A 25,479-nucleotide genomic window follows, 5' to 3' on the forward strand; every position below is an offset into this window, starting at 1 on the left:
CAACTGGGCCTGAAGCTCATGTGTCGGCAACATATTTAGGAGTCATCAAGATGCGTCCCCTGTCCCAAGAAGCTTCCGCGCACAGATCGGGCCCTATCAGCCGCGCGAGTGGCTTGTTCGATCCTTTCTCCACCACCTACCAGGCCAATCCGCACCAGGTGTTGGCAGACATCCGAGGCACCGAGCCGATCTTCTTCGCGCCGGAGCTGGGCAGCTGGGTCGTCACCCGCCACGACACCATCAAGGCGATCCTCAGGGACACAGTCCACTTTTCCTCGCGCATCGTGTCGGACCCGCTGGTCCCGCTGTGCCCGCATGCCAAGTCCATCATCAGCGATTCGAACTTCGATGTGCCGCCGATGCTGGTCAACAATGACCCGCCATCCCATGCGCGGTACCGGAAGTTCTTCTCCGAACCCCTGCAGCGTGCCCGCATGCTGAAGCTTGAGCCCTTCGTGCGGCAGACAGTCAACGGCAAAATCGATGCCATGCTGGCCGCTGAACGGCCGGTGGACCTCGTAGCCGCATTGACTTTCGAAACCCCGATGCTGGTGCTGTTCCGTGCGCTCGGCGTTCCGCAGGAAGACGTGCCCACCGTCAAGCGTTGGGCCGACAGCCGGGTGGTGCTGCAGTGGGGAAAGCCCAGTGAGGAGGACCAGGTCAGGATGGCGAAGGACAGCGTCGACTTCTATGCCTACGCGGAACAGCTGGTCCGCCGCAAGCAGGGCAGCCCAGAAGAAGACATCATCAGCGACCTTCTGGCGCAGCGTGCCGGGGATGACGCGAACATGACCTTGAAGGAGATCACAGGCACGGTCTTCAACCTGCTGTTCGCGGGGCATGAAACCACGTCGACGGCCGCAGTCGGCATGTTCAACAACTTGCTGCGCAATCGCCCCATGTGGGAGTCGATCGTTGCCGGCGCGCAGAAACTCGACGCCGTCGTCGAGGAGTCGCTGCGTTACTCGCCCCCGATCATCGGGTGGCGGCGTTTGGTCAAGGAGCCCGTGGAGGTGCTCGGCCAGCAGCTGGCTGCCGGCGACCGCGTGCTGATGATGCTGGGCGCCGCCAACCGCGACCCGGAGGTGTTCGAGCAACCCGACGAATTCAGGCCGGGCCGCCAGAACGTCGCCCAGCACTTGAGCTTCGGGATGGGCATCCACCACTGCGCAGGTGCGCCCCTGGCCCGGCTGGAGTTGACGGTGATGCTGGAGCTCGTCGCGGGCAGGTTGCCGGGGATGCGCGTCGTGGAGGGTCAGCAACTGGATTACGTTCCCAACACCGTCGCGCATGCGCTGACAAAGCTGCTCGTGACCTGGTGAGGAGACGGCGATGGGACAGCCACAGAATGCATGGTTTCAGGCCAGGGTGATCTCCCGCCACGTGGAAGGCGCGGACGTGACCTGCCTGGACCTGGTGCGGGCCGATGGAGGCGCTCTGCCGCCGTTCACGGCCGGGGCACACATCGAGCTGCGGGTCGGCGACAAGATTCGGCAGTACTCGCTGTACAACGCCCCGGCCAACGCAGGCATGTACCGGATCGCGGTGCAAAGAGTCGAGGCGGGACGAGGCGGTTCACGGGAAATCTGCGATGGGATCGCGGCTGGCGCGGCGGTGATGACGCGCGGTCCGAGGAACCTCTTCGGCCTGTCCGACAGGCCGCATTCCGCCGTCTTGATGGCGGGCGGCATCGGCGTCACGCCGCTGATGGCAATGGCTGAGGAGCTGCACCGGCGCGGCTGGACCTTCGACTTCCACATCTGTTCGCGTGCGGTGAGCCCCAGGCCGTTCGAGCGGATGCTGCGGGAGCGCCCCTGGTCCGCGTCCGTGACTTGGCACGACGCCGGCCGGCCGCGCGAGGAGCGCGTGCCCCTGCGCGACATGCTTGGGAGTGCCAGGGACGATCGCATTGCCTATGTCTGCGGCTCCGGCAAGTTCGTTTCCGACGTGGAAGCCGCGGCCTCCGAGGCAAAATGGAGCCGCGTCAACCTGGTCGCAGAGCGATTCTCGGCGCAGCCGGTGGCGCACGGGGAGGACCGCTCGTTCCTGGTCGAGGTCAGGAGCACGGGTCAGCTGCTGGAAGTTCCCCCAGGCGTGTCTGCGCTCGATGTGCTCGAAAGCCATGGCATCGACATCCCCCGGTCCTGCAGCGACGGCTTCTGCGGCACTTGCCTGACCAAGGTGCTCGGGGGCATTCCGGAACACAGGGACGCCATCCTCACGGACGAGGAGCATGCAGGCAACCAGGTGTTCACGCCGTGCTGCTCCAGATCCAAGAGCGATGTCCTCATCCTTGACATCTAGGCATTTGGCGTCGTAGCCATCGCCCACGAGCGGCCAGAGTGCAGCGCCGGTCCCCGCAAAAGGGGACTCTCAACCGCTGGTTCGGCGAGAACAATGCGAGTGCAGGCTTCGGCGCAGCCTTGCACTTGCGGGCGCGCCATTGTGGAGTGGCCGCACTGCGGTCTTATTCAATCATGCGAACTGTTTCATCCCCACCGCTCACCCTCTTCGAAAAACTATGGAACCGGCACCTGGTTGATCAGACGCCCGACGGCGAGGCGCTGCTGTATGTCGACCGCCATCTCGTGTACGAAGTGACAAGCCCGCAGGCGTTCGAAGGCTTGCGCCTGGCGGGCCGCAAACCGTGGCGCGCGGCCAGTGTGATCGCCGCGGCCGATCACAACGTGCCCACGATCCGTGCCGAGCGCGCGAGCATCGACAGCATTCCCGACTCGCTGTCGCGCATGCAAGTGCGCCAACTGAGCATCAACTGCCGGGACTTCCGAATCACCGAGTTTGGCCTCAACGACCAACGCCACGGCATCATCCATGTGGTGGGGCCGGAACAGGGCGCCACGCTCCCGGGGATGACCGTGGTGGCCGGAGATTCGCACACCAGCACCCACGGCGCCTTCGCCGCACTCGCCTTCGGCGTCGGCACCTCTGATGTGGAGCACGTCCTGGCGACGCAATGTCTGGCAATGCGGCCGATGAAGCGCATGCTCGTTCAAGTGAACGGCGTCCTGCCGAGCGGCGTCACGGCCAAGGACCTCGTCCTGCACTTCATCGGGCTGGTCGGCACCGGCGGCGCGACGGGCCATGCCATCGAGTTTGCCGGTAGCACCATCGAGGCCCTCTCCATGGAGGGAAGGATGACACTGTGCAACATGGCCATCGAAGCCGGGGCCCGGGTGGGACTTGTCGCCGTTGACGACAAGACCATCGACTACGTCCGGGGCCGGCCGTATGCCCCCGTCGGTGACCTTTGGGACGCCGCAGTGGCGGACTGGCGGACGCTCGTCACCGACACGGGCGCCACCTTCGATCAGACGGTGGCCATCGATGCCACACAACTCGTGCCGATGGCCACATGGGGCACCTCACCGGAGATGGTCGTGCCCCTCGGGGGATGCGTGCCCGATCCTGCACGGGAAGCCGACGCGGTCCGGCGAAACGGCATGGAACGCGCCTTGGCCTACATGGGCTTGGAGCCTGGCCAGCCGCTCAGCGAGTTGCAGATCGACAAGGTGTTCATCGGGTCCTGCACGAACGCACGCATCGAGGATCTGCGGGCCGCCGCGTCGGTGCTGCGCGGCAGGTCCGTCGCGGCGAGCGTAAAGCAGGCGCTGGTGGTTCCCGGGTCGGGCCTGGTGAAGGACCAGGCGGAAGCCGAGGGTCTGGACCGCCTCTTCATCGAGGCCGGCTTCGAATGGCGTGAGCCGGGATGCTCGATGTGCCTGGGCATGAACGAGGACCGGCTCGCGCCCGGCGAGCGCTGCGCATCCACATCGAACCGCAACTTCGAGGGCCGGCAAGGCGCGGGCGGCAGAACGCACTTGGTCAGTCCCGCCAGCGCTGCAGAGGCGGCGATCGCCGGACGCTTGAGTGCGCCGAACAACAGGGAAGTGCGGTAATGGAAGCTTTCACAACCCTGCGCTCGCTGCTGGTTCCGGTCGACCGCCCCAACGTGGACACCGACGCCATACTGCCCAAGCAATTCATGAAATCCATCCGGCGCACGGGATTCGGCGCGAACCTGTTCGACGAGTGGCGCTACTTCGACCGGGGCGAACCCGGCAAGGAAGCCTCCCTGCGCGAGCCCAACCCCGACTTTCCGCTGAATCAACCTCGGTACGCGGGCGCGCAAATTTTGCTGGCGCGCGAGAATTTCGGTTGCGGGTCAAGCCGGGAGCATGCGGTCTGGGCGCTACGCGACTTCGGCATCCGGGCGCTGATCGCGCCGAGTTTCGCGGACATCTTCCACGGCAATTGCCTGAAGAATGGCCTTCTACCCATCGTGCTGCCTGCGCAAGACGTCGATGCGCTCTTTGCCGACGTTTCTCGCGGGCCAGGGTTCGGGGCCACGGTGGACCTGCAGCGTCAGGTCGTACTGCCGGATGGCCGCGATGAGATGGTCTTCAGTATCGATCCAGCCCGGAAAAAGCGACTGATGGAAGGGCTGGACGACATAGCCATCACTTTGCAGCGCGCCGACCGTATCCGCGACTTCGAGAGCCGGCGCAGGCAGACGGAACCCTGGCTTTTCTAGTCCCGTGGGGGATGCTCTTGTCAGGGGTTCTCCGTCCGGCGTTCTGCCGCGCACCAGCTGCAGCAGGACGTCGCTCAGGCGCTGCCCGGGGGCCGCGCGCCCAGGGCGCGGGCTCCTTCATTCATGTTCACACCACGCCATGGTCCCAGGTGTCCTGCGCATCGCCGATGCGGGCGCCGGTGTGCGACACCGTGCCGCCGGCCACGCCGCGCTCCTGCAGCATGGCCAGCGCGGCGATGCCGGCGTCGTTGAAGCTGCTCGATTGCGAGCAGCGTGGGCGCCATTTCCCGCACAAGATGGCGCAGGGGCTTCGTGAGGCGACCTATCGTGCTCAGGCGGCGGCCGCCGAGAAGAGAGTGCGCGGCTGCCTCGCGCCAGCAAAGCGCCAGCCGTGCCGTTCACTCCATGGCCGTGAAGCCAGTGGACTTCACGACCCCCGCCCAGCGGGTGCGCTCGCGCGTCAGGCGAGCCGAGAACTCGGCGGGCGCCTCGCCGGAAACGTCGAAGCCCCAATCGCGGATGGGCCCCTGCAGGTCCTTGGTCTTGAGCGCGGCCTGCATCCCCGCGTCCAATTTCGCCACCGTCTCGGCGGGAGTCTTCGAAGGCACATAGACGCCGAGCCCGTCTTCGACAACGATGTCGCGGTACCCCAGTTCCTGGAATGTCGGCACGTCGGGCAGCATGGCCGTGCGCCTGGCGGCGGAGACCGCCAGGGCGCGCGCCTTGCCGGCCTGCACCATGGCCAGTCCGTCGGACGTGGAGCCGAACACCACCGGTACCTGGCCGGCGACGAGGTCCTGGATGGCCGGGGCGCCGCCCTTGTAGTGCACCGGCTGCATGTCCAGGCCCGCTGCGCGCGCGAACATCGCGCCCGTGAAGTGGGGGGTCGCGCCCGCAGCCGGGGTGCCGTACACGAGGTTCTTCGGGTTCGTCTTCACCCACTCGATGTAATCTTTCACCGTCTTGACGCTGGAAGGAACGGCGGGACCGACGAACATCACCAGCGACATGCTGATCAGTCGCGTCACCGGCGTGAAGTCGCGGGCCGGGTCGTAGCTCAGCGACTTGTACACGTGCGGGTAGAGGAACATGGTCGCGTCGGGCACCAGCGTCATGGTGGTGCCGTCGGGAGCGGCGTTGCGGACGTACTCGATGGCGATGCGCGCGGCGGCGCCGACCCTGTTTTCGACGATCACGTTGGGTGCGGCGATGCCGCGCAGCTTGTCGGCCGTCAAGCGTGCCAGACCGTCGGCGGCGCCGCCCGGGGCGAAGCCCACCACGATGCGTCCCACCCCGGCCTGCGCCCGCGCGGCTCCGGCCAGCGGCAGCAACGCGCCGGCCGCCAGCAGTTCACGACGGCTGATGCACGAAGGCGTTTGACGTTGCTCACTCTTCATTGCTTGTCTCCTTGGTTGATTCTGGATTCCATGCCTGACTCGACCCAGCGCGCCATCTCCGTATGGTCGCGGCCCTGTCCCAGTTCGCGTTGCGCAGCCTGCCACATCTCCAGACATCGATCAGCGAACAAGGTCTGGACGCCGGCTTCGTGCGCCACGCCCGCAGCAATCCCGAGGTCCTTGACCATCAGGTCGAGCGAGAAGCCCGACGCGAAGCTGCCGGACAGAATGAACTGGCGAAGCTTGTGCTCGGTGGTGTTGTTCTTGCCGGTGGAGCCGTTCAGCACTTCCGCGATCACCTGCGGGTCCAGGCCGAACTTGCGTCCGATGACCACCGCCTCGCAGGTGGCCACCAGACCTACCGCGGAGACGAAGTTGTTCAGCGACTTCATGGCCTGCCCGCTGCCCAGAGGACCGGCGGCATAGATGCGGTTGCCCATCGCCGACAGCAGGGGCCGGCATCGCTCGACCGCTTCGGGGCTGCCGCCGGCCATGATCGTGAGTTCGCCCGTGCGAGCGCGCGGCACACCGCCCGAGACCGGCGCGTCGACCATGGCGATGCCGGCCGCGGCAAGCTGCTTACCCACCCGCGCGGTGCCGCCGGGTTCGCACGACCCCATGTCGAGCACCACGCTGCCGCGCGGCAGCCGCTGGGCCAGCCCGTCATCGATCAGCACGCGCCGCACGGTCTTGCCATCCGGCAGCATCAGCACCACCGAATCGAGGCCAGGGCCGAGCTCCGCTGCCGTTTCGAGCGCAATGCCGCCGCATTCGGCGGCCACTTCCCGGGCCACGGCCGGCCGCGCGTCGACCAGGCGCAGCGCGTAGCCGGCGGTGGCGAGGCGCAGGGCCATGGGGCGGCCCATGTTGCCCAGGCCGATGAAGCCGATGTTGGCGCCCGGCAGCAACTGGCTTGCCATGCTCAGACGCCCTCTTCCTTCAGCACCGCCGTGGCGACGCGGAAGGCATCGATGGCGGCCGGCACGCCGCAGTAGATCGCCACCTGGAGCAGCACGGCCCGGATTTCCTCCTTGCTGCAGCCGTTGCGCAGCGCGCCGCGCACGTGCAGTTGGAGCTCGTGGGGCCGGTTCAGCGCGCTAATCATCGCGAGATTGATGAGGCTGCGCGTGCGGCGCGGCAGCTCCGGCTGAGTCCAGATCTCGCCCCAGCAGTATTCCGTCACGAGCTCCTGCAGCGGCCGCGTGAAGTCATCCGCCGCTGCCAGCGAGCGGTCGACGTATTCCGAACCCAGCACCTCGCGGCGGACCGCCAGCCCTTTTTCGAACCGTTCCTTGTTCATTGGCACATCTCTCGTGTTGTGGACGGAGCGAATATATTACAAGAATCCCGAATGTCAAGCATCCCGGAGTACCGTAATACAATATGCTTGGCGTATTGACTGGCTGGAGCATTGCTGGAAGAATCGCCGCTCATCGCAGGCAACGACAAGGCAGAACGGACTTATGGAAAGCAAAGTACGCAAGGGCGCGCAGGAATTCCCCATCCACGGGGATTGCGCTCCGGGCTTCGAGGCAGTGCGCGACGCGTTCGCGACGAACTTCGCCGCCGAGGACGAAGTGGGCGCCAGCGTGAGCGTGGTGCTCGACGGCCGCAAGGTCGTCGACCTCTGGGGCGGCTGGCGCGACCGCACGATGACGCGGCCGTGGGAGCGCGACACGATCGTGTGCATGATGTCGGTGGCCAAGGCCGTGTCGGCCACCTGTCTGCACATGCTGGTGGACCGTGGTCAGGTGGATCTCGATGCGCCGGTGGCGCGCTACTGGCCCGAATTCGCGCAGAACGGCAAGGACAAGGTGCTGGTGCGGCACGTTCTCGACCACACGGCCGGCTTGCCAATCCTCACGGAGAAGCTGCACCCCGAGGCCATGTTCGACCACGCGCTGATGGTCAAGGCACTGGAGCGCCAGGCGCCGCTGTGGGAGCCGGGCACCCAGGCGGGCTACCATGTCCACAACCAGGGCTTCTTGATCGACGAGATCGTGCGCCGGGTGGATGGGCGCACGCTGCCGAAGTTCCTGCGCGAGGAAGTCACCGGTCCGCTGGGGCTGGATTACCAGTTCGGGCTGTCCGCCGCGGACCAGGCGCGCTGCGCCGAGTTCATCCAGGCAATGGAAGGCACCATCTTCGCGGCGCGCAACGGCGACCCGTCCAAGATCGTGTCCCGGGCCTGGGACCAGCTGCCCGACCCGCTGGACCTGAATTCGAGCCAATGGCGCGAGGCGACCATCACCAGCGCCAGCGGCCATGGCAACGCCCGCGCGGTGGCGCGCCTCTACGGTGCGCTTGCTCGCGGCGGCGAGCTCGACGGCGTGCGGCTGATGTCCCCGGCAACGCTCGAGCGCGCCATCACCGAGCAGCACAACATGGTGGAAGTCATGATGGAACGCCCCTACCACCAGGCGCTGGGCTACCTGCTGACGTCCGAACCGATCGTGTGGATGGGGCCGGGCCGGCGTTCCTTCGGCCACCACGGCGTCGGCGGTTCCATCGGACTGGGTGACCCGGACGCGAAGCTCGGCTTCGCCTATGCCATGAACAAGATGCACATGCGGCCCGACAACGGCCCGCGCGCGCGCCGTCTCATCGAAGCCGTCTACCGGTGCCTATGAACCCGTCCGACCTTGTGGTGATCACCGGCGGTGGCGGCGGCATCGGCGCCGCCTGTGCGCGCCGCCTGGCGGCCGCCGGTTGGAAGGTCGCCCTGTGCGACATCGATGGCGATCGCGCGCGCGAGGTCGCACAGCAGGTCGACGGCGTCGGCTTCCAGCTGGACATCGCGGACCGCAATGCGGTCGAGGCGACTGCGGCGCGCATCGAGGCCGAGGTCGGACCTTGTGCCGCCCTGGTCGCCTGCGCGGCGCACTTGGAAAATCCACACCGCCCCGAACAGCAGGATCCGGAGGAGTGGCAGCGCATCTTGGACGTGAACATCGGAGGCAGCTTCCATACCTGCCGCGCCTTCGGCGCGCGCATGGCGGCGCGCGGTCGCGGCGCGATCGTGACGATCGCCTCCATCACCGCCCTGGGCAGCTCCCCCCTGGTGGCCTACGGTCCGGCCAAGGCGGCGGTGGTCGCGATGACCCGCAATCTGGCGGTGGCATGGGGGCGGCGCGGCGTGCGGGTGAACTGCGTCGCACCAGGCCCCACGCTGACCCCGGCGGTGGTGGCCAGCCACGAGCGCGGCGAACGCAACCCGGAAACGATGATCCGCGCCACCGCGCTCGGCCGGCTGGTACAGCCCGACGAGATCGCAGCGCCCGTGGAATTCCTCCTCTCTCCGGCCGCCGGCGCGATCACCGGGGTTATCCTCCCGGTGGACGCCGGTGTGATGGTGACCGGACTGTGGCAGATGTATGGCGGGGTGCCGGATTGAGCCGTCCCCGGGTGTTGGAGGCTGACTGATGGAACAATCGACGATGCGGGTGGTGCGCGTGGCGGCTCCCCTGCGCCAGCAGGTGCTGGAGAAGATCCGCGCTGCGATCGCGGTGGGACAGCTGGCGCCGGGCAAGCGCCTGGTCGAGCGGGAGCTGTGCGAGATCACGGGGGTGAGCCGCACGCTGATCCGCGAGGCGCTGCGCCAGCTCGAGTCCGAGGGCCTCGTGGAGGTCATCCCGAACAAGGGGCCGATCGTCGCCACCATCAGCGCGCGCCAGGCGCGCGAGGTGTTCCAGCTGCGCGCCGAACTCGAAGGGCTCGCGAGCCAGCTGTTCGCTGAACTCGCCACCGACGCCCAGATGAAGGCGCTGCAGGACGCCTTCGCGCAGCTGCGCGAGGCCTATGGCAGCGGTGACTCGGTCACGATGCTGGCGGCCAAGACCCGCTTCTACGACTGCCTGGTCGAAGGCTCAGGCAACGAGACTCTGGGCAATGTGCTGCGCCAGCTGCATGCGCGGGCGATGGTGCTGCGCGCCACGTCACTGTCGCAGCCCGGTCGCACCGCCGAGAGCGAGCGCGAGCTCGTCGAGATCATGAAGGCCATTCGCAAGCGCGATGGCGCGGCGGCGCGCCAGGCTTCGGTGGCCCACATCACCAAGGCGGCGCAAGCCGCGCTGAACGTGTTGCAGGCGCGTAATGGCGAAGAAGCGGCCGCCGCCCGGCCGCCAGCCAGGAAACGCGCCTGAGCGTGGTGCCCGCCCGCGGGCAGGAACATCTTCAATGAATGAGGGAAGTGCAGTGAAGGAACTGGAAGGACAAGTGGTGCTCGTCATGGGCGCCGGGCGGGGCATCGGGCAGGCCACCGCGCAACTGCTGGCGCGCCGGGGCGCCGTTGTCGGCGTGGCCGATCTCGACGCGGAGAGCGTCGCCCAGACCACCGCGGCGATCCAGCAAGAAGGTGGCTCCGCGCACGGCTTCACGCTCGATGTCGGCCAGCGCGACGCGGTGCTCGCGGCCGCCAGGCAGCTGCGCCAGCGCGGTGGCAGGCTGGACGCCCTCGCGGCCTGCGCGATGTGGATCCGCTATGAACCGGTCGCCGACGTGCGCGACGAAACCATCGATCGCATGATGGGCGTTGGCCTGAAGTCGGTGTTCTGGGCGGCCCAGGCCGCCGAGGAATGCATGGACCCCGAGCGTGGCGGCGCCATCGTCACGTTTGCCTCGCCGGTGGCCGACCGCGGGCATCGCGGCACCGCCGTCTACACGGCCGTCAAGGGCGGCGTTGCCGCCCTCACGCGGCAACTCGCGATCGAGCTGGCGCCGCTCCGCATCCGCGTGAACGCCGTCACCCCCGGTGCCACACCGACCCCGGGTGCGCACCGGATCGTGGACGAGGCTGGCTGGGAAGTGCGCCGCAAGGCCACCCCGCTCGGCCGGCTCGGCCGGCCGGAGGATGTCGCCGAGGCCGTGGCCTTCCTGGTGTCGGAAAGATCCTCCTACATCACGGGCGAAATCCTGCACGTGGATGGCGGCCTCACGGCCGGTGCCTTCTGATGGAGCTGCCGCGCTACGAGGTGTACGCGCTGCGCTACGCCACGGTGGCTCGCAAACCGCAGGAGAACTTCATCGCGGCGGACCCGCACGAGGGGCCCGCGACCATGGATTACTTCGTCTGGGCCATCCTCGGACAGGGCGAAACGATCGTCGTCGATACTGGCTTCACGGCCGCCGCTGCCGAGCGGCGCGGCCGACAATTCCTGCGCTGCCCGGTGCAAGCCCTGGGTACCCTGGGCGTGGACGCGCAGGCGGTGCGCGATGTGATCATCACCCATCTGCACTACGACCACGCGGGCAATCTGGACAAGTTCCCGGCCGCGCGCTTTCACCTGCAGGAAGCGGAGGTCGCCTTTGCCACCGGCCCCTGCATGTGCGAGCCCTTCCTGCGCCACGCGTACGATGTGGAAGATGTGGTGCAGATGGTGCGCCATGTCTACGCCGGCCGCGTGGCGTTCCATCGAGGCGACGTCGAACTGCGCCCCGGAATCTCGCTGCACCGCATCGGCGGCCACACCGACGGCCTGCAGGTGGTGCGGGTGCACACCGAGCGGGGCTGGGTGGTGCTCGCCTCCGACGCCACGCATTACGCGGAAAACTTCAAGCGGCGCTCGCCGTTCCCCATCGTCTACCACGTCGGCGACATGCTGCGCGGCTACGACCGGCTGCGGATGCTGGCGGATTCCGACGCGCATATCGTGCCCGGGCATGACCCCATGGTCTTGCGCAACTACCCGGCATGGCGGCCCGGAAACGCGGAGATCGTTGCCCTGCACGCTCCGGGCTGAGCGGAATTCAGCCATTGCAATTCCATGCCCCCCAGGAGCATCCCGCTCGCACTGAGAAGGGCACCACAGACGAGGCGACGGCGGAGTGGTTCCGGCAAGCGCGCGCACGACAAGCGGGACCGATTACCAGACCCCCGCAGGACGCTGGAGCGCGCCTTGGGAGGCGAAGTGTAGGGCGAGGTCGCGCGACAGGAACCCGACCGAGTCGGTGAACTGCAGGACGCCCACGTTCGTGAGCGTCGACATCGATTCCAAGCGGCGGCGCGGGATGCCGTTGCTGCCTGGCATCACGACAGTCGTCCCGATCAGGCAGCCTGGCAGACGACAGGGTGCAACTGCCACAACGGCCCGGCCTTGCTCACCTGCGCCGGCACCTCGTGACCGACGATCTCGGGCAACTTCCGCGCGACGGCGAGCAGCCGCTCCAGATCGACGCCGGTTTCGTATCCCATCGCCTGCAACATATGAATCGCATCCTCGCTGGCGATGTTGCCGCTCGCGCCGGGTGCATAGGGACATCCGCCCAGACCTCCGAGTGAACCGTCGAAGTGGACGATGCCGCTTTGAACCGCAGCCAGGACGTTGGCGAGCCCCATGCCCCGAGTGTTGTGGAAGTGAAGGGTGAGTTGCAACGAGGCGGGCAGCCGCTGCTGAAGCTGTTCGCACATCGCTGCAACCTGGGCTGGATGTGCCATCCCGGTTGTGTCGCATGCCGTAATTCCGCGCACGCCGAGGTCGGCGAATCGTTCCGAAAGACCGATGACTTCCTCGGCCGGCACGTTGCCCTCCATCGGACACCCAAAGGCCGTGGAAATGGAGACATTGACGGCGGCGCGCCCGCCCACGACCTTGATCACCTCCGACAGCGCCGCAAAACTCTGCGCCCGGCTCATGCGCAGGTTGGCCTGGTTGTGCGACTCGGATGCCGACATCACCAGGTTCAGTTCGTCCGCCCGCGACTCGAGAGCGCGTTCGGCGCCTCGAAGGTTGGGAACGAGCACGGCGTACTCGACGCCGGGAACGCGATGGATGCGGCCCATCACCTCTTCGGCGTCGCGGAGCATCGGGATCGCCTTGGCCGAGGTGAAGGAGGTCGCCTCGATCTTCGCGTAGCCGCAGGCTGAGAGCTCGTCGATCAGCGCCACCTTCGCATCGGTAGGCACGAAGTCCGGCTCCATCTGGAAGCCGTCACGCGTGACGACCTCGTTGAAGAAGATGCGCTTCAAGGCTTGCCTCCCGCGACCACGCCCCGGCGCTTCAGCTCGGCGATCTGCTGCGTCGTGAGACCGATCTCCGCCAGCACCGCGTCGGTGTCCTGGCCGATGCCGGGCGCGGCGCGGCGGTGCTTGCCGGGCGTGCGCGAGAGCTTCGGGACGATGCCCGGCACCGCCAGTTCGCTGCCGTCGTCCATGTCCAGGCTCTCCAGCATGCCGCGCGCCTGGTAGTGCGGATCGGCCGCGATGTCCGCCACCGTGTAGATCTTGCCGGCAGGCACCGAGGCCGCGTCCAACGCGCTGAGGACTTCGGCCACGCTTCGCTTCGCGGTCCACGCGCCAATGGCAGCGTCGAGTTCCGCGACGCGAGCGACGCGCCCCGCGTTGTCGGCCAACTGCGGGTCGGCGGACAGGTCGGGCCTGTCGATCAACGCCATCAGGCGCTTGAAGATGCTGTCGCCGTTGCCGGCGATGAGCGCGTAGCCGCCATCCTCGCAAAGATACGCATTGGTCGGCGCGATCCCTGGCAGGGCGCTTCCAGCCGCGCCGCGGATTGCGCCGAACGCGCTGTATTCGGGCAGCAGGCTTTCCATGCAGTTGAAGACGGCCTCGTACAACGCGACGTCGATCACCTGGCCCCGGCCGGAACGTTGGCGCTCCTGCAACGCGATGAGGATGCCGATCACGCCATGCAGTGCGGCCAGCGTGTCCCCGAGCGAGATGCCCACGCGAACGGGAACGCGTCCCGGTTCGCCCGTCAAGTGGCGCAGGCCACCCATGGCCTCGGCGACGACACCGAAGCCGGGCCGGTCACGGTAGGGGCCGGTCTGGCCATAACCGCTGACACGCAGCATGATGAGGCGCGGATTCAGCTCGAGCAGCACGTCGGGGCCGAGTCCCCAGCCCTCTAGTGCGCCGGGCCGGAAGTTCTCGATCAGCACGTCGGCCTCGCCGGCGAGCTTGCGCACGATCTCCTGTGCGTCAGGGGCCTTCAGGTCGAGAGCGACGGATCGCTTGTTGCGCGATTGGACTTGCCACCATACCGAGGTGCCGTCTTTCAGCAGGCGCCACTTGCGAAGGGGGTCGCCGGCGCCGGGAGGCTCGACCTTGATCACCTCGGCGCCGAAATCGGCCAGGGTCTTGGCTGCGAAGGGGCCGGCAATCAGCTGGCCCATCTCGAGAACCTTGAGGCCCGCGAGCGGAAGGGTGGAGGCAGATGTAGACAAGGTAGTCAGTGGATTGCAGGTACAGCGTCCAGTCTAGGATCCGCACTGGGCGGTGTCTGTCCCCTCGCGGGGGGAAGACAGCGTCCCCGGCGAGGGGACTGACACCGTCGCTCACGTAGATGACATTGATCGCATGCCACGCGTCACCTATATCCATTCCAGCGGCGAGCGCAATGAGGTCGAAGTGCCCATTGGGCAGAACCTCATGATGGCCGCAACCGGCCACGGTATCGAAGGCATCGCCGGCGACTGCGGCGGTGCGATGAGCTGCGCCACCTGCCACGTGGTCGTGGAGGAGCCGTTCGCCGCGCTGCTGCCTGCGCCGGACGACACCGAAGACCAGATGCTGGACTACACGGCCGCGCCGCGCCAGGCGAACAGCCGCCTGTGCTGCCAGATCGTGATGAGCGACATGCTCGACGGCATCGCGGTGCGCATCGCTGACCCGCAAGTTTGAACCGCCTTCAACCGGAGAACGATCCCATGCAAACCACCGCCCCCGAAGTCACTGCGGCAAAGCCGAAGGCGGCTTTGACGCCCAATCCCGGCCTGACGCCGATGATGCTGAACCACGCCGCATGGGTGACGCCCGATGCCGCGGCGACCACGGACTTCTACACGCGCATCATGGGGATGGAACTGGCGAGCACGGTGATGGACGACAGCATCCCGTCCACCGGCGACGCGATCCCGTACTTCCACATCTTCTTCCGCATGGGCGACGGCTCCACGCTGGCGTTTTTCGAGGCGCCGGGCGTGCCGCCCCCGGCGAAGTCCAGCCATCCCGCCTACGACCTCTTCAACCATATCGCGCTGCAGGCCAAGGACCGCGCCGAGGTGCTGCGCTGGTACGAGTGGCTGAAGTCGCAGGGCGTGGATGTCATCGGGCCGACCGACCACAAGGGCCTGATCCTGTCGATCTACTTCCACGACCCGGCCGGCGTGCGCCTGGAGATCACGACCCCGCTCGACAAGGAGTGGAACCGCCACACCGAGACGGGCTACGCCGACCTCAAGCTGTGGGAGGACTGCAAGGTCAAGGCCAAGGCGGAGGGAAGGGACGTGCCCCAGGCGCTGATCGAGATGATCAGGGACGTCCGCAAGCGCTACGAGAAGAAGGCTTGAGGGGCGCGTAGGGGGGCGCACCGCGCGCCCACCCTAAGACCCGGAACCCTCGAAGATGTAGAGGTGCGGCCGGGCCGAGTCGAAGCGAAAGCCAATGATGGCCTGGTAGCGCTCCGACTGGTAGAACTCCTCCGCAGGTTGCAGCGACTCGAACTCCAGCAGCACCACCCGCTTCACGTTCCTGTCGCCTTCCTTGACCAGCGGAGCGTCGCTGCCGGCCAGAAACACAGCGCCGTAAACCCTTTCTTGTGGCCATCGAACGTTCCTTGTGTTTCAGATTTCTATTCCCTGAAGCTCACCGACACCGCGCCGAGCGCACCGAAGTCGGCGATGACCTGGTCTCCGGCTTCCACTTCCAGGGGAACGGTGCAGGCACCGGTGGCGACCACCTGGTCGCGCTGCAAGGTGATGCCCAGTGAGGACAGCTCGTTGACGAGCCACACCAGCTCGACGAGCGGGCTCCCGAGGACGGCAGCTCCACTGCCGTCGCGCGCATAGCTGCGTGCCGTTCCCGACACACGTCCCTGAACCCGGTGTGTCGAGAGGTCGACGTTGCGCCAAGCCTGCGGGGCGGCATCGCCCAGGACGAATTCATGCGCGCATGCGTTGTCGGCGATGATCTGCGCCTCGCCGGCCGACGTGAACAAGGCGTAGCGCGAGTCGGGGACTTCGATGGACGGATGGAGATGGGCGATGGCCGTCATCACCTCGTCGACGGTATAGGCCTGCTGCCTCGGGGGGATGTCGCGGCCCATGCGGAAGGCGAACTCAGGTTCGGCCACCGCCATGCGATTGCCCGCGAGCGACAGCCGAGATCCTGAGGGATGCGCTCGCTCGCGCAGCAGGCGGCCGGCGATCGGGCCATCGACCTGGATGTGGCGTTGGCCTGCGACGCTCGTCGCGGCGACCTTCCAGCCGAAGAGGGGGCCCGACGAGCGCGCTTCGATGGCCGACTGCACCCGGTAGCCCCGGCACGCGTCAGGGGACGGCATTCCTGCGGCAGGGATTCGATCACCGCCCGCTGCTGCCATGTGCCCCAAAGGATCTCCGCGGCCTGGGCCAGCGCCTGCGGGCGATCCATCACAGTTCCAGCACCAGCTTGCCGAAGTGCTCACTGCGCCGCAACGTCTCCAGGGCCCGCACGGCGTCGTCGAAAGCGAACCGGCCGGCAATCGGCACGCGAGGACCGCCCTCGGTCAGCATCTGGCGAAGGTCTGCGAACATCAGCGAATTGAGGGTCCGCACCTGTTCCACGCTGCGCGTGCGAAACGTCACCCCGATGTACTCGAGCCGGCGAAGTGCGTGCAAGTTGAAGTCGAATGCCGCTGTCGCGCCGCCGAGGCGGCCGACGTTGACAAGACGCCCCTCGAGCGCGGCCGCGGCCATGCACTGGTTGAACGCGGCGCCCGAGACATTGTCGATGACGATGTCCGCGCCGTTGCCGTTCGTGGCATCCAGTACTTTTCGCGACCAGTCGTCCTGGCTGCTGTCGATGGAGACGTCGCAGCCGAAGTCCCTGAGCTTGCTGCGTCGTTCCGCATGTCCGGACGTCCCGAGAACGAGGCCTGCGCCGAGCGCCTTGGCGATCTGCATGCCGATCAGCCCCATCACCGAAGCAGCACCCTGCATGAGGACGGCTTGGCCAGGACGCAGCCTCCCGCGCGTGACCAGGGCGTCGTGCATCGTCTGCAGCCCGAGCATGGACGACGCCGCTGCTGCCCAATCGATGTCGGCCTTGGGGATCGGCGCGGCCCGGCCGTAGTCCGTGACCACGTACTCGGCGTACGCAGCAGGCCCGGTGCCCATCACGCGGTCGCCGACGCTGAACCCCCGGCACTCCGCCCCCACTTCCACCACTTCGCCGGACCATTCCATTCCGATGATCTGGTCCGCCGGGGCGGTGAGTGAGTGCAAGTCGATGCGATTGACACCGATGGCACGCGTTCGCACGAGGATTTCATTCGGATTTGGAGCGGGACGGGGTCTGTCCACGAGCCGGAGCCCGTCAGAGGTTGCAATGAAGGCCTTCATGAATGTCTGAGGTTCGTTTGGGAGTCGGGGTGATTCGATGCGGCGAGTTGCCGTTGCAACTCAATCGAGCCGGATGTTCAATTCCTTGATCAGCGGATGCCAGCGCGCGATCTCCTGCTTGAGGAAGGTGTCGAACTGCTCCGGCGTCGTCGCGAACGGCTCCATGCCCAGGCCTGTGAATTTCTTGGAGATCTCGGGGCTCATGAGCACTTCGCGCAGGTCGGAGTTCAGGCGGGCGATAACGTTGGCGGGCGTTCCCCGCGGAGCCGAAAGGCCAATCCAGGGATAGACCTCCACCCCTTCGACCCCCGCCTCCGCGGCCGTGGGCACATTGGGCAGTTGCGCAATGCGGCTCGGTGCGAGCACCGCCAGCGCCTTCAGCTTGCCGGTGGTCACGTGCGGCAGCGCGACGATCGTATCGATCGGCCCGACCGGCACCTGTCCGCTGAGGATGTCCTGTATGGCGGCGCCGGCACCCTTGTACTGGATGGGCGTAACCGGAAACCCCGCTCGCTTCCTGAGCAGTTCCATCCCCAACTGGTGGACAGTGCCGTTGCCCGGCGACGCGTACGACACGCCGCCGGGCTGGCGCTTGGCGTAGTCAATGAGTCCGCGCAAGTCGGAAAAGGGGGCTTGCGGATGCGCGACGATCAGGAGGGGCGCGCGGATGATCAGCGAGATGGGAGCAAAGTCCGCGACCGGGTCATAGGGCAGCTTGGAGAACAGAGCTCCGTTCAATGCGAGTGTTGCGCCATCGCCGGGTAACAGCGTATGACCGTCCGCCGGGGCCTTGGCGACGTAGCTCGCCGCAAGCATGCCGCTGGCACCGGGGCGATTCTCGATGACCACAGGCTGGCCGAGGCGCTGCGACAGGCCCGGGGCCAGGTTGCGCATCACCACGTCGATGCCACCGCCAGCCGCAAAGCCGACGACGATGGTAATGGGCTTCGAAGGAAAGGTCTGGGCCCAGGCTGGCGCGATGGCCGCTGCTGCGGCGCCAATGCTGAACTGCCGGCGTGTGATCTGCATGATGTCTCCTCGGTTTGGATGGAAGGTGTAAGCGGGCTGTTGGGTTTACCAGGTCACCATCAGCCGGCGCAGGGCGCGGAACGATGTGTTGGGCGTGTACGGAAAGGACTGGTCTGGCACGATTGCCAGGTTCGGCATGCGCGCGGCAACGCGTTTCAGCATGACCTCCAGCTCGATGCGTGCGAGCGGCGCACCCAGGCAGAAGTGCGTCCCTGCGCCGAACGCCACCTGCTGCAGCACGTTGCGGCGCCCGGGAGTGAAGGCGTCGGGCTCCGGGAACTGCTGGGGGTCGTGGTTGGCCGCGGCGAACTCCAGCAGGATGCGGCCCCCCGCCGGGATCGTGACGCCATCGAGTACGACATCTTCCTTGGCTTGCCGGCGCCAGGCTTGGACGGGGGGATCGATACGGAGCGATTCCTCGATCACGGGGGCGAGAGCCTGCTCGCCCGCGCAGATCGCCTGCCACAGCTTGCGGTCTGCCAGCACGGCCTTGAACATGTTGGCTGCGGCGCTGGAAGTCGTCTCGTGTCCGGCGAACAGCAGGTTGAAAGCGGTGGCGCCGATCTCGTGCATCGTCATCTTGCTGTCGTCGCCATTGCGCGCACGCAGCAGGTCGCTGATGTAGTCGTCTTGAAGGGACTCGGCCTTCTTGCGCACGAGGTCGAGCGCGTAGTGGTAGTAGACGACAGCCCCGGTGGAGAGCTCCACCTGTTCGGCTTCGGTGGGACGGCCCCAGGTCAGCACCACGCGGCTTGAAGCCCATTCTTTGACGCGCGCGACATCCTCGGCGGGCACACCCAGCAACTGGAACAGGACCAGCGCGGGCACATCCCAGGTGAGGCCGGCCACCAGATCGGCGGGTTGCGAGCCAGCCAGCATGCGGTCGATGTAGGTGTCGACGGTGCTTTCCGTGAACGGCTTCAGCGCCTGCAGCCGCTCACGCGTCAGCGGGGCGCCGAAGAACGCGCGGTATTTCGTGTGCGACGGCGGGTCGTTGTTGACCAGCATCGGCGGCACGTCGAACCCGGACTCGGCGATGATGTTCCGAGCGTGCGGACACAGGGGCTTCAGCGGATCGGAGGCGATCATGGCCGAAAACCGTTGCGTGTCGCGCAGCACCGCCTTCACGGTTTCGAAGCGCGTGACCACCCAGGAACCGATCTCGGGCGAGAAGAACACGGGTTCGCTCTCCCGCAGTGCGTTCAGCGTCGGATAAGGATCGCGGACGAAGGCGGGATCGAACGGGTCGAATCGCTCGCTGGCGGGTGTGATCGGACCTTGTGCCTGCGAGGATGCTTCGGTGGAAAGTGGCCGCATCGGGACTCCTTGCCCGGCTTGCGAGCCGGGGACAGGGACAGACTAGGCCGCATCGCCCGGCCGGTCAGTCCCCCTCTGGCGGGACGGCGGGCCGCCCACCAAGGATGCGACGCAGCAGCGCGCGGTGCCCTGCGGCCGTCTGCGCGGCCTGCGCCCTGCGCTGGTCAGTCAATGCCGCGTACAGGTCGTGCCAGTCCGCTTCGGACAGGTAGTCCTGCGCGACGGGCAGCACGTAGTTTTCCTCGACTTCCATGTGCCCGAGATAGCCTTCCACGAAGGCGCGCAGGGGCAGCTCGAATGCCTCGCGCCGCTCGTCGCCCATGAGCTCCCAGGCCGTCAACGCGTGTTCGAGGTCCTGCACGGTGGTTTCGCCACGCCCATGTTCCGCCTCCAGTCGGTCGAGCACTGGCCGCAGCGCCGGACAACGCTCGCGGATCTTGGGAAAAAGCGCCTGCTCTTCTGCCGCGTGGTGCAGTCGCGCGGGGATCTCGTCCATGTAGAACAGCATGGCGCGCAGGTGCTCGAAGTCAGGCCGGACATCGGGCTTGCGCGAGTTCGCCACTGTCTCGCGCAGTGCGTGGAGCACGCAGGCGAGGGCCCGGTGTTCATCGAGAATCAGCTTCAGCGCGGCGTGCTGCATGACGGCCTTGGGAGCATGATTCCATTGTCGCTCGCCCACGCGCCTTTGGCAGTCCCCTTGGAGGGGAATCAGTGCACCGCGCGGGACGAGGCGAGTTCGAAACGGTGCCCGCGCCAGCGGCTCCAGCGCGCGAGGTACCAGATGAGCAACTCGCGCTCGCTGCCGATCGCCAGGCGCTGGTAAGCGCGCTTGCGATAGGTTTTCACGGTTTCTTCGCTGACCGACAGATCCAGCGCAATGCCCACCGACAACAAGCCGTAGAGGATGCGCGCCGTGACCTCGGCCTCGCGTCGGGGCAGGGCGCTGGTGGCCACGATGCAGGTCTCGATTTCCTCGAGAGTGGTGATTGCCTGCGCGACATTCGGGCGCGTCTGGCGCAGGTCGGCATGCTTGCCCAGCATCGCCATCAACAACTGCGCCGATTGGGCGACCTTCTCGATCGCCTCACCCGCGAAGGGTGCATGGGGATCGGATCGCACGATGCTCAAGCCGAAGTCTGCGTTCGGCCCGTGCCCGCAAACCAGCAGGCGGTCGCGCACGTCCCGGTAGATATTCGAGCGCATGGCCGCATAGCCGCCGTCGCTGAAGTCCACGCGGATGATGCTCGGCTGCACGCCGCCGAGGCAGCGCTGGGCCTCGGTCATCGCGGGATCCCGCTTCCACCAGCCCTGACTCACGTAGGTTTCGACCCGGTCGCGAGCGGTGCGCTCGGGTTCCACGCAGCAGGCCGCCACTTCGCGCAGTTCATCCTTGGCAAGACGGAAAGCCGCGAAGTGGTCGGCCCCGCAGAGCTCATTCAGGAAGCGGGCGAGCGCGGGACCGAACCGGTCCTCACCGATAGCATCCACCAGCGTGGCGAGTGCCGCGTCCTGCGGCGTGGTTCGCGCGGCATTCTCGCGGACCGTCATGATGCTCATAGCTTGTCTCCTGGGAGCCAGGGCCCGGCGCACCAAGGGCCGTTGCCGATGATTCCATTTGCCGTAATTATATTACGCATCTCGTAATCTTCCAAGCCCGTCAGGAACGAGCTCAGCCGCTAGCCAGGATCACTTCACGGCGCCCCCATTCGCTGCGAGACCTGCCGAGCCTTCGCTCGCAACGCGCCCGCGATAGGACCGTCGAGTTCCACATCGATCACGCCGGCCGGCCGCATCACGCTGATCACGCCCGCGATCGCACCCGCATGGTCGAACACCGGGGCGGACAGACAGGCCATGCAGCCCCGGGTTCAGGTCTCCGCGCACCTGTGCGAGGCCATGCTCGCGTACACGCTCGAAGAGCGCCTCCATCTCTTCTTTCGTGATCCGCGGCAAGCTGGAAGGGCTGGCGCCGGGATGCCGCTTTCCTGCGAGTTCCTTTCGAAGGAAGGGATCGGTGATGCTGCGCGGCATGTAAGCCCCGAACACGCGGCCGGTGGACGACGAGAGGAGCGGCATGACCGAGCCAGGGCGGCCGCTGACGATCAACGCATCGTTGGTTTCCTCGAAGCGCACGAAGGTCGGTCCCGCTGCGACCCAGATCGCAAGGCCGGCTGTGTAACCCACCTCGTAGCGCAACTCGGCGAGCGCCTGCGCGCCCACGTTGACCACGTGCAGATGGCGCAGCGCCGCGAGTCCCAGCCGCACGGCCAGCGGGCCCAGCCGGTATCCGCCGGAGGAGGGATCGCGCTCGGCGAGTCCGCCTCGGCAGAAACTCACCAGGTAGCGATGGGCCTTGGGCGGCGGCATCTCGGCGCGCTCGGCGACGGTCTTCAACATGAGCGGGGGGCCCATCTCGACGAGTGCGGAGAGAACCCGCAACGCCGTATCGACGGACTGGACGCCCCCACCGTTTTTCTCGTCGATGCCTTCTCCGGCCGTCTTCTTCTCACCCATGGGGGACTCCGCCACTGCTGCAATCCAGGATGGAGGGGAGACTAGCATGCGGCCTGCTGCAGCGTGAAGCCCGGGCGCGTCAGGGGTTCGCAAGCGTCTTCAGGAAAAAAGCGGGGTGAAGGGCCTGGTCCGGCGTAAGCGGGGTGCGCTTGCCCAACAGCTTGCGGGCGATCATGTGATCGGCGGGGCGGTTGACGGACTCAACGGCACACAGCTCCCCGTCGGCAACGCACAGCACGGAAAAGCTCCGGGCGTCGCCGATCAGAACATGCTCGGCGTGCTCGGGGCGCAGCCCGGCGATCTGCAGCTTGAACGCCCCCTGGTCACTCCAGAACCACGGTACCGCCGCGTAGGGCGGGACAACCCGACCCGCGAGCCGGGATGCGACCGCGCGCGCCTGGTCGGTCGCGTTCTGCACCGATTCGAGCCGGATCGGCTTGCCCGTGCGCGCGTGCGGGAACTGCGCAATGTCGCCGATGGCCGAGATGCACGGGTCCGAGGTCACGTGCGATGCATCGACGACGACACCGTTGTCGACTGCCAGGCCGCACTGCCGCGCCAACTCGCAATTCGGCACCGCACCCACGCCTACCACGATGAGATCGGCGGGAAGCCGGCGGCCATCCGCGGTCAGCACCGCCGTGGCCCTGCCTTCGGTTCTCTCGAAGGCTTCCACCTGGGTCTGCATGAGCAACTGCGTGCCCTCGCTTCGGTGATAGTCAGCGAAAAGCTCCGATGCCTGTCGAGACAGCACGCGCGCCATCGGACGGTCCGCGACATCCACGACGCTGACCTCGCTGCCGAAGCTGCGGGCCGACGATGCGAACTCCAGCCCGATGAACCCAGCGCCTATGACGACAGTGTGGGTGGACGTCCTGAGCGCGTCGCGGAGCCTGTCGGCGTCGTCGAGGGTCTGTAGCGCGATCACATGATCGAGCTCTGCCCCGGGCAGCGCCAGGCTGCGCGGACGCGAGCCCGTGGCCAGCACGAGATGGTCATAGCCAACCGTTTCGCCGGAGGGCAGGTGCACGCGTTGCGCCGTACGGTCGATGCCCTCGACACTGCCGGTAAGCCGGCGTATGCGATGCGTGTCGAAGAAGTCCGCGGCACGGAATGCCAGGTCGTCCTTTCGCACATTGCCCAGCAGGTACCCTTTCGAAAGCGGCGGCCGCTGGTAGGGCAGGTGGCCTTCGTCCCCGATCAGGGTCACATCACCTTCGAACGCCTGCTGGCGCAGGGCGGCCGCGCACTGGAACCCAGCGTGACCGGCGCCGATGATGACCACGGAGCTCATTGCGGCCTCATTTCCTCGCTGTCGTGTTCGTAGCGCTTTCGCACTTGCACGCAAAGCTCGGTGAGCGCTTCCACGACGTTGCGACCCTCCTTTATCGCCTTGTTCTTGGTCTCGACCCACAACTCGAGGTCGGCCTTCGCCTTGGCGTCGTGGCGGTTCCAGTTCTTGTCAAGCGGCGTCGTGATCTCCATGCGAAGGCCCGCCGGGTCGGTGAAGTAGATGCTGAGGATCAGGCCCTTGTGGTCCGTGGGTCCCTGGACGTCCAGGCCGTTGGACTTCAGCCATTCGTACCACCTCATGACTTCATCGCGATCCGCGGCCTGCAACGCGACGTGGGTGAAAACGTCGTAGGCGATGTGCGAGGACTTCGCGGGCGGCGGCACGCCCGGGGCTTCGAAGAATGCCAGCGTCGAACCGTCCGCCATCCGGAAGAACAGGTGGAAGTAGGGAATCTTCAGGCCCGTGGACGGACTCGTGTCCTCGATCACCGTGCTGACCAGGTCCATCCCCATGATCCGCGTGTAGAACTCCGCCGTCGCCGCGGCGTCCGGGGTCACCCACGCAGCGTGATTGAGCATCATCGGTGTGAGGCCGGGGTTCGGGCGTCCGGGCTGGCTCAGGGACAGGGTGGGTCGCTTTGGCAGTGCGTCGGTCATGTCGGTCATGTCAGCTCCGGGGACAAGCCTTCACTTCGTGGGGCGGTGGTTTGCATGGAATGCTTCTCCGGTTGAAGGGTGCCGCGAGGGCATGGCTTCAATGTCCTGCACGTGCGCGATGGTGTCAGTCCCCTCGCTGGGGACGTTGGCGGCGTAGGCGCTGCAGTGCGGAACGCACGCATGATCACCACCCCAGTTCCGTCTAAAAGGGATCGGGGGCCTTTCATCGCCAAGTCGTCGATGTGGGTAGACGGAGTGAGTGCACCACCAGATCAATGCCTCGTCCGACAATCCCCGGGAATCAAGCGGCGCACAAGTCCGAACACCTCGTGCGAGGCCTCAAATGGCGCAGCCAGGGCTGGCGGCGGCCTGCTCTTGAACTTCTTGGTACGCCTTGCCTGCCGCCACTGCGGTCGGCGCTGGCAGCGCGACGCCATTCTTGGCGGCCACGATTTCGGCCATGATCGACAGCGCGATCTCTGCTGGCGTCTTGCTGCCGATGTACAGGCCCGCAGGCCCGTGCAAGCCATCCAGGGTCTCGTCGGCGAGGTCGAAATGCGTGCGCAGCCGCGTGCGCCGCTGCTCGCTGTTGCGACGCGAGCCGATGGCGCCGACGTAGAAGGCCTTCGAGTGCAGCGCGTCGATCAGCGCCAGGTCGTCGAGCTTGGGGTCGTGCGTCAGCGCCACCACGGCGGTTCGCGCATCCGGCCGCAGCAACAATATGAGGTCGTCCGGCATCTCGCGGCTGACCGCCACGCCGGCAAGGTTCCACGTCGCGCGGTGCTCCTCCCGCGGGTCGCACACGATCACCTCGAATCCCAGGCTCAGCGCCATCTCGCAGAGATAGCGAGACAGGTCGCCGGCTCCGATCACGATCAGGCGTATTTGCGGGCCGAAGTAGGTCGTAAGGTGGGTGCCGTCGAGGCGTGGCACGCCGTCGCGTCGGCCCTCGTTCAGCGCCACGGCTCCAGTGTGCATATCCAGCACCCGTTCGGTACTGCGCCGCAGCTGGCACGCGGCCAACAGTTCGGGCAACCGGCTCTCTGTTGACACCGGCTCGAGCACGAGTTCGACGGTCCCCCCGCATGGCAGGCCGAACCGATGAGCTTGGTCGGCCGTGATGCCGTAGCGCTGAACCGTCGGCCTGGATGCACTGCAGGCCGCCTGCACTCCACCATCACGGATGCGCCGGATGAGGTCGTCCTCGATGCAGCCGCCGGATACCGAGCCAACCGTCTCGCCTCGTTCGTTAATCGCCATCAGCGAGCCCGGCGGCCGGGGCGACGAGCCCCAAGTCCGCGCCACGGTGACCAGCACGACCGGCAGGCCACAGCTGTGCCAAGTGTGTGCCTGCTCCAGCACAAGGGTGTCGAGATCCTTCATCGG

28 protein-coding genes are annotated in these 25,479 nt (G+C 66.8%); 11 read left to right on the forward strand and 17 right to left on the reverse strand.

The window, feature by feature from the left end; all coding sequences use genetic code 11:
• The first annotated feature begins 113 nt into the window (after window positions 1-113).
• From FFS10_RS00495 to leuD, 4 genes are all read left to right on the forward strand, one after another.
• Complete coding sequence (locus FFS10_RS00495) at window positions 114-1,322, forward strand: cytochrome P450 (protein WP_171015964.1); 1,209 nt, start codon at window positions 114-116, stop codon at window positions 1,320-1,322.
• A gap of 10 nt (window positions 1,323-1,332) precedes the next feature.
• The gene (locus FFS10_RS00500) at window positions 1,333-2,304 is read left to right on the forward strand and encodes a PDR/VanB family oxidoreductase (RefSeq protein ID WP_137890375.1); all 972 of its coding nucleotides are present in this window, start codon (window positions 1,333-1,335) and stop codon (window positions 2,302-2,304) included.
• 173 nt (window positions 2,305-2,477) lie between these two features.
• Window positions 2,478-3,917, forward strand: a complete 1,440-nt coding sequence (leuC, locus tag FFS10_RS00505) for a 3-isopropylmalate dehydratase large subunit (protein WP_137890377.1) — start codon at window positions 2,478-2,480, stop codon at window positions 3,915-3,917.
• Entirely contained in the window at window positions 3,917-4,552 is a 636-nt protein-coding gene (gene leuD / locus FFS10_RS00510) for a 3-isopropylmalate dehydratase small subunit (RefSeq protein WP_137890379.1), read from the forward strand. The genes leuC and leuD overlap by 1 nt, the downstream gene beginning before the upstream one ends.
• Before the next feature lie 127 nt (window positions 4,553-4,679).
• On the opposite strand, the gene FFS10_RS22895 is transcribed toward leuD, so the two are convergent.
• From FFS10_RS22895 to pcaC, 4 genes are all read right to left on the reverse strand, one after another.
• Entirely contained in the window at window positions 4,680-4,847 is a 168-nt protein-coding gene (locus tag FFS10_RS22895) for a hypothetical protein (protein ID WP_171015965.1), read from the reverse strand.
• Between the two features lie 103 nt (window positions 4,848-4,950).
• Entirely contained in the window at window positions 4,951-5,949 is a 999-nt protein-coding gene (locus FFS10_RS00515) for a tripartite tricarboxylate transporter substrate-binding protein (RefSeq protein ID WP_171015966.1), read from the reverse strand.
• Window positions 5,946-6,869: an NAD(P)-dependent oxidoreductase gene (locus FFS10_RS00520; protein ID WP_137890383.1), complete on the reverse strand. Its 924-nt coding sequence runs from the start codon at window positions 6,867-6,869 to the stop codon at window positions 5,946-5,948. The genes FFS10_RS00515 and FFS10_RS00520 overlap by 4 nt, the downstream gene beginning before the upstream one ends.
• 2 nt (window positions 6,870-6,871) lie before the next feature.
• Entirely contained in the window at window positions 6,872-7,249 is a 378-nt protein-coding gene (pcaC, locus tag FFS10_RS00525) for a 4-carboxymuconolactone decarboxylase (RefSeq protein WP_137890385.1), read from the reverse strand.
• A 163-nt stretch (window positions 7,250-7,412) separates the two neighbouring features.
• On the opposite strand from pcaC, the gene FFS10_RS00530 reads away from it, so the two are divergent.
• From FFS10_RS00530 to FFS10_RS00550, 5 genes are read left to right on the forward strand one after another with little or no spacing between them, the layout of a single operon-like run.
• Window positions 7,413-8,579: a serine hydrolase domain-containing protein gene (locus FFS10_RS00530; protein WP_137890387.1), complete on the forward strand. Its 1,167-nt coding sequence runs from the start codon at window positions 7,413-7,415 to the stop codon at window positions 8,577-8,579.
• The gene (locus tag FFS10_RS00535; RefSeq protein ID WP_137890389.1) at window positions 8,576-9,343 is read left to right on the forward strand and encodes an SDR family NAD(P)-dependent oxidoreductase; all 768 of its coding nucleotides are present in this window, start codon (window positions 8,576-8,578) and stop codon (window positions 9,341-9,343) included. The genes FFS10_RS00530 and FFS10_RS00535 overlap by 4 nt, the downstream gene beginning before the upstream one ends.
• A gap of 28 nt (window positions 9,344-9,371) precedes the next feature.
• Entirely contained in the window at window positions 9,372-10,091 is a 720-nt protein-coding gene (locus FFS10_RS00540) for a GntR family transcriptional regulator (RefSeq protein WP_137890391.1), read from the forward strand.
• A 34-nt stretch (window positions 10,092-10,125) separates the two neighbouring features.
• Window positions 10,126-10,899, forward strand: coding sequence for an SDR family NAD(P)-dependent oxidoreductase (locus FFS10_RS00545; protein WP_171015967.1), 774 nt, complete (start codon window positions 10,126-10,128; stop codon window positions 10,897-10,899).
• Window positions 10,899-11,687 carry an N-acyl homoserine lactonase family protein gene (locus FFS10_RS00550; RefSeq protein WP_137890395.1) on the forward strand — a complete coding sequence of 263 codons (789 nt, stop codon included), beginning with the start codon at window positions 10,899-10,901 and terminating at the stop codon, window positions 11,685-11,687. The genes FFS10_RS00545 and FFS10_RS00550 overlap by 1 nt, the downstream gene beginning before the upstream one ends.
• Window positions 11,688-11,992: 305 nt before the next feature.
• On the opposite strand, the gene FFS10_RS00555 is transcribed toward FFS10_RS00550, so the two are convergent.
• A complete protein-coding gene (locus tag FFS10_RS00555; protein WP_137890397.1) occupies window positions 11,993-12,913 on the reverse strand; it encodes a hydroxymethylglutaryl-CoA lyase in 921 nt (306 codons plus the stop codon).
• Window positions 12,910-14,136: a CaiB/BaiF CoA transferase family protein gene (locus FFS10_RS00560; protein ID WP_137890399.1), complete on the reverse strand. Its 1,227-nt coding sequence runs from the start codon at window positions 14,134-14,136 to the stop codon at window positions 12,910-12,912. The genes FFS10_RS00555 and FFS10_RS00560 overlap by 4 nt, the downstream gene beginning before the upstream one ends.
• A 124-nt stretch (window positions 14,137-14,260) precedes the next feature.
• Between FFS10_RS00560 and FFS10_RS00565 the strand changes: the two genes are divergently transcribed.
• Window positions 14,261-14,584, forward strand: a complete 324-nt coding sequence (locus FFS10_RS00565; protein ID WP_137890401.1) for a 2Fe-2S iron-sulfur cluster-binding protein — start codon at window positions 14,261-14,263, stop codon at window positions 14,582-14,584.
• A gap of 26 nt (window positions 14,585-14,610) precedes the next feature.
• Window positions 14,611-15,252: a VOC family protein gene (locus tag FFS10_RS00570; RefSeq protein ID WP_249931103.1), complete on the forward strand. Its 642-nt coding sequence runs from the start codon at window positions 14,611-14,613 to the stop codon at window positions 15,250-15,252.
• Window positions 15,253-15,285: 33 nt separating this feature from the next.
• On the opposite strand, the gene FFS10_RS00575 is transcribed toward FFS10_RS00570, so the two are convergent.
• From FFS10_RS00575 to FFS10_RS00625, 11 genes are all read right to left on the reverse strand, one after another.
• A complete protein-coding gene (locus FFS10_RS00575) occupies window positions 15,286-15,480 on the reverse strand; it encodes a DUF1330 domain-containing protein (RefSeq protein WP_137890403.1) in 195 nt (64 codons plus the stop codon).
• 53 nt (window positions 15,481-15,533) lie between these two features.
• Window positions 15,534-16,211, reverse strand: a complete 678-nt coding sequence (locus FFS10_RS00580; RefSeq protein ID WP_249931104.1) for a 2-keto-4-pentenoate hydratase — start codon at window positions 16,209-16,211, stop codon at window positions 15,534-15,536.
• Between the two features lie 121 nt (window positions 16,212-16,332).
• Window positions 16,333-17,283, reverse strand: coding sequence for a quinone oxidoreductase family protein (locus FFS10_RS00585; protein ID WP_137890405.1), 951 nt, complete (start codon window positions 17,281-17,283; stop codon window positions 16,333-16,335).
• 60 nt (window positions 17,284-17,343) lie between these two features.
• Window positions 17,344-18,312, reverse strand: a complete 969-nt coding sequence (locus FFS10_RS00590) for a Bug family tripartite tricarboxylate transporter substrate binding protein (protein WP_137890407.1) — start codon at window positions 18,310-18,312, stop codon at window positions 17,344-17,346.
• 45 nt (window positions 18,313-18,357) lie between these two features.
• A complete protein-coding gene (locus FFS10_RS00595) occupies window positions 18,358-19,629 on the reverse strand; it encodes a cytochrome P450 (protein WP_137890409.1) in 1,272 nt (423 codons plus the stop codon).
• A 64-nt stretch (window positions 19,630-19,693) separates the two neighbouring features.
• On the reverse strand, window positions 19,694-20,269 hold the full coding sequence (locus FFS10_RS00600) for a hemerythrin domain-containing protein (RefSeq protein ID WP_137890411.1): 576 nt from the start codon (window positions 20,267-20,269) through the stop codon (window positions 19,694-19,696).
• Between the two features lie 68 nt (window positions 20,270-20,337).
• Complete coding sequence (locus tag FFS10_RS00605; protein ID WP_137890413.1) at window positions 20,338-21,186, reverse strand: helix-turn-helix transcriptional regulator; 849 nt, start codon at window positions 21,184-21,186, stop codon at window positions 20,338-20,340.
• Between the two features lie 129 nt (window positions 21,187-21,315).
• Window positions 21,316-22,143 (reverse strand): IclR family transcriptional regulator, encoded by an 828-nt coding sequence (locus FFS10_RS00610; RefSeq protein ID WP_171015968.1) that lies wholly within the window; start codon window positions 22,141-22,143, stop codon window positions 21,316-21,318.
• A gap of 79 nt (window positions 22,144-22,222) precedes the next feature.
• Window positions 22,223-23,437, reverse strand: coding sequence for an NAD(P)/FAD-dependent oxidoreductase (locus FFS10_RS00615; protein ID WP_137890418.1), 1,215 nt, complete (start codon window positions 23,435-23,437; stop codon window positions 22,223-22,225).
• A complete protein-coding gene (locus tag FFS10_RS00620; RefSeq protein WP_249931105.1) occupies window positions 23,434-24,102 on the reverse strand; it encodes a VOC family protein in 669 nt (222 codons plus the stop codon). The genes FFS10_RS00615 and FFS10_RS00620 overlap by 4 nt, the downstream gene beginning before the upstream one ends.
• Before the next feature lie 330 nt (window positions 24,103-24,432).
• Complete coding sequence (locus FFS10_RS00625) at window positions 24,433-25,476, reverse strand: XdhC family protein (protein WP_137890420.1); 1,044 nt, start codon at window positions 25,474-25,476, stop codon at window positions 24,433-24,435.
• Window positions 25,477-25,479: the final 3 nt, after the last annotated feature.

This window comes from Ramlibacter sp. 2FC, from assembly GCF_005503345.1.
GTDB lineage: Bacteria > Pseudomonadota > Gammaproteobacteria > Burkholderiales > Burkholderiaceae_C > SCMQ01.

Coding starts and splice junctions, on each gene's coding strand:
- FFS10_RS00500 (WP_137890375.1), top strand. CDS start 1,333: ATGGGACAGCCACAGAATGCATGGTTTCAGGCCAGGGTGATCTCCCGC.
- leuC (WP_137890377.1), top strand. CDS start 2,478: ATGCGAACTGTTTCATCCCCACCGCTCACCCTCTTCGAAAAACTATGG.
- leuD (WP_137890379.1), top strand. CDS start 3,917: ATGGAAGCTTTCACAACCCTGCGCTCGCTGCTGGTTCCGGTCGACCGC.
- FFS10_RS00515 (WP_171015966.1), bottom strand. CDS start 5,949: ATGAAGAGTGAGCAACGTCAAACGCCTTCGTGCATCAGCCGTCGTGAA.
- FFS10_RS00520 (WP_137890383.1), bottom strand. CDS start 6,869: ATGGCAAGCCAGTTGCTGCCGGGCGCCAACATCGGCTTCATCGGCCTG.
- pcaC (WP_137890385.1), bottom strand. CDS start 7,249: ATGAACAAGGAACGGTTCGAAAAAGGGCTGGCGGTCCGCCGCGAGGTG.
- FFS10_RS00530 (WP_137890387.1), top strand. CDS start 7,413: ATGGAAAGCAAAGTACGCAAGGGCGCGCAGGAATTCCCCATCCACGGG.
- FFS10_RS00535 (WP_137890389.1), top strand. CDS start 8,576: ATGAACCCGTCCGACCTTGTGGTGATCACCGGCGGTGGCGGCGGCATC.
- FFS10_RS00540 (WP_137890391.1), top strand. CDS start 9,372: ATGGAACAATCGACGATGCGGGTGGTGCGCGTGGCGGCTCCCCTGCGC.
- FFS10_RS00545 (WP_171015967.1), top strand. CDS start 10,126: ATGAATGAGGGAAGTGCAGTGAAGGAACTGGAAGGACAAGTGGTGCTC.
- FFS10_RS00550 (WP_137890395.1), top strand. CDS start 10,899: ATGGAGCTGCCGCGCTACGAGGTGTACGCGCTGCGCTACGCCACGGTG.
- FFS10_RS00565 (WP_137890401.1), top strand. CDS start 14,261: ATGCCACGCGTCACCTATATCCATTCCAGCGGCGAGCGCAATGAGGTC.
- FFS10_RS00570 (WP_249931103.1), top strand. CDS start 14,611: ATGCAAACCACCGCCCCCGAAGTCACTGCGGCAAAGCCGAAGGCGGCT.
- FFS10_RS00585 (WP_137890405.1), bottom strand. CDS start 17,283: ATGAAGGCCTTCATTGCAACCTCTGACGGGCTCCGGCTCGTGGACAGA.
- FFS10_RS00590 (WP_137890407.1), bottom strand. CDS start 18,312: ATGCAGATCACACGCCGGCAGTTCAGCATTGGCGCCGCAGCAGCGGCC.
- FFS10_RS00595 (WP_137890409.1), bottom strand. CDS start 19,629: ATGCGGCCACTTTCCACCGAAGCATCCTCGCAGGCACAAGGTCCGATC.
- FFS10_RS00600 (WP_137890411.1), bottom strand. CDS start 20,269: ATGCAGCACGCCGCGCTGAAGCTGATTCTCGATGAACACCGGGCCCTC.
- FFS10_RS00605 (WP_137890413.1), bottom strand. CDS start 21,186: ATGAGCATCATGACGGTCCGCGAGAATGCCGCGCGAACCACGCCGCAG.
- FFS10_RS00610 (WP_171015968.1), bottom strand. CDS start 22,143: ATGGGTGAGAAGAAGACGGCCGGAGAAGGCATCGACGAGAAAAACGGT.
- FFS10_RS00615 (WP_137890418.1), bottom strand. CDS start 23,437: ATGAGCTCCGTGGTCATCATCGGCGCCGGTCACGCTGGGTTCCAGTGC.
- FFS10_RS00620 (WP_249931105.1), bottom strand. CDS start 24,102: ATGACCGACATGACCGACGCACTGCCAAAGCGACCCACCCTGTCCCTG.
- FFS10_RS00625 (WP_137890420.1), bottom strand. CDS start 25,476: ATGAAGGATCTCGACACCCTTGTGCTGGAGCAGGCACACACTTGGCAC.